General features: G+C 53.3%; 1 protein-coding gene and 1 pseudogene. One reads left to right on the plus strand and one right to left on the minus strand.

Annotated elements, in window-relative coordinates:
* A pseudogene (locus tag A39O_RS42150) lies at positions 1-213 on the plus strand (IS66 family transposase); the annotation flags it as partial.
* Between the two features lie 10 nt (positions 214-223).
* Here the strand turns inward: A39O_RS42150 and A39O_RS38145 are convergent.
* Positions 224-1,452, minus strand: a protein-coding gene (locus A39O_RS38145) for an IS3-like element IS2 family transposase (RefSeq protein WP_088895425.1) whose coding sequence is annotated in 2 segments (ribosomal slippage) — positions 224-1,137 and positions 1,137-1,452 — 1,230 coding nt in all. Because the reading frame shifts where the segments join, the coding sequence is not laid out codon by codon here.
* Positions 1,453-1,543 lie beyond the last annotated feature (91 nt).

Below are 1,543 nucleotides of genomic sequence, written 5' to 3' on the forward strand. Positions count from 1 at the left end.
CCACTGATGCAGTCACTGTACGACTGGATACAGACTCAGATGAAAACACTGGCGCGTCACTCGGATACGGCAAAAGCGTTTGCATACCTGCTGCAGTAGCGGGATGCTCGGAACGTGTACTGCAGTAATGGTTGGGTGGAAATCGACAACAACATCGCAGAGAACGCCTTACGGGGAGTGGCCATAGGCCGGAAGAACTGGCTCTTCGCGGGTGGATTTGCCCCTATATTTCCAGACATCTGTTATCACTTAACCCATTACAAGCCCGCTGCCGCAGATATTCCCGTGGCGAGCGATAACCCAGCGCACTATGCGGATGCCATTCGTTATAATGCTCGAACGCCTCTGCAAGGTTCTTTGCTGCCGTTAACCCGTCTGGTTTGGGCATGATACTGATGTAGTCACGCTTTATCGTTTTCACGAAGCTCTCTGCTATTCCGTTACTCTCCGGACTCCGCACCGCCGTGTTCTTCGGTTCAAGTCCCAACATCCGGGCGAACTGGCGTGTTTCATTAGCCCGGTAGCATGAACCATTATCCGTCAGCCACTCCACTGGAGACGACGGAAGATCGTTGCCGAAGCGGCGTTCCACCGCTCCCAGCATGACGTCCTGTACTGTTTCACTGTTGAAGCCGCCGGTAGTGACCGCCCAGTGCAGTGCCTCACGATCACAGCAGTCCAGCGCGAACGTGACACGCAGTCTCTCTCCGTTATCACAGCAGAACTCGAACCCGTCAGAGCACCATCGCTGATTGCTTTCTTTCACGGCCACTCTGCCTGTATGTGCCCGTTTCGATGGCGGTACAGCAGGTTTTCGCTCAAGCAACAGCGCATTCTGGCGCATGATCCGGTAAACACGTTTGGCATTGATCGCAGGCATACCATCAAGTTCTGCCTGTCTGCGAAGCAGCGCCCATACCCGACGATAACCATACGTTGGCAGCTCTCCGATAACATGGTGTATACGGAGAAGCACATCCGTATCATCAGTGTGACGACTGCGGCGGCCATCCATCCAGTCATCGGTTCGTCTGAGAATGACGTGCAACTGCGCACGCGACACCCGGAGACAACGGCTGACTAAGCTTACTCCCCATCCCCGGGCAATAAGGGCGCGTGCGCTATCCACTTTTTTGCCCGTCCATATTCAACGGCTTCTTTGAGGAGTTCATTTTCCATCGTTTTCTTGCCGAGCAGGCGCTGGAGTTCTTTAATCTGCTTCATGGCGGCAGCAAGTTCAGAGGCAGGAACAACCTGTTCTCCGGCGGCGACAGCAGTAAGACTTCCTTCCTGGTATTGCTTACGCCAGAGAAATAACTGGCTGGCTGCTACACCATGTTGCCGGGCAACGAGGGAGACCGTCATCCCCGGTTCAAAGCTCTGCTGAACAATTGCGATCTTTTCCTGTGTGGTACGCCGTCTGCGTTTCTCCGGCCCTAAGACATCAATCATCTGTTCTCCAATGACTAGTCTAAAAACTAGTATTAAGACTATCACTTATTTAAGTGATATTGGTTGTCTGGAGATTCAGGGGGCCAGTCTA

This window comes from Lamprocystis purpurea DSM 4197 (assembly GCF_000379525.1).
Classification (GTDB): Bacteria; Pseudomonadota; Gammaproteobacteria; order Chromatiales; family Chromatiaceae; genus Thiodictyon; species Thiodictyon purpureum.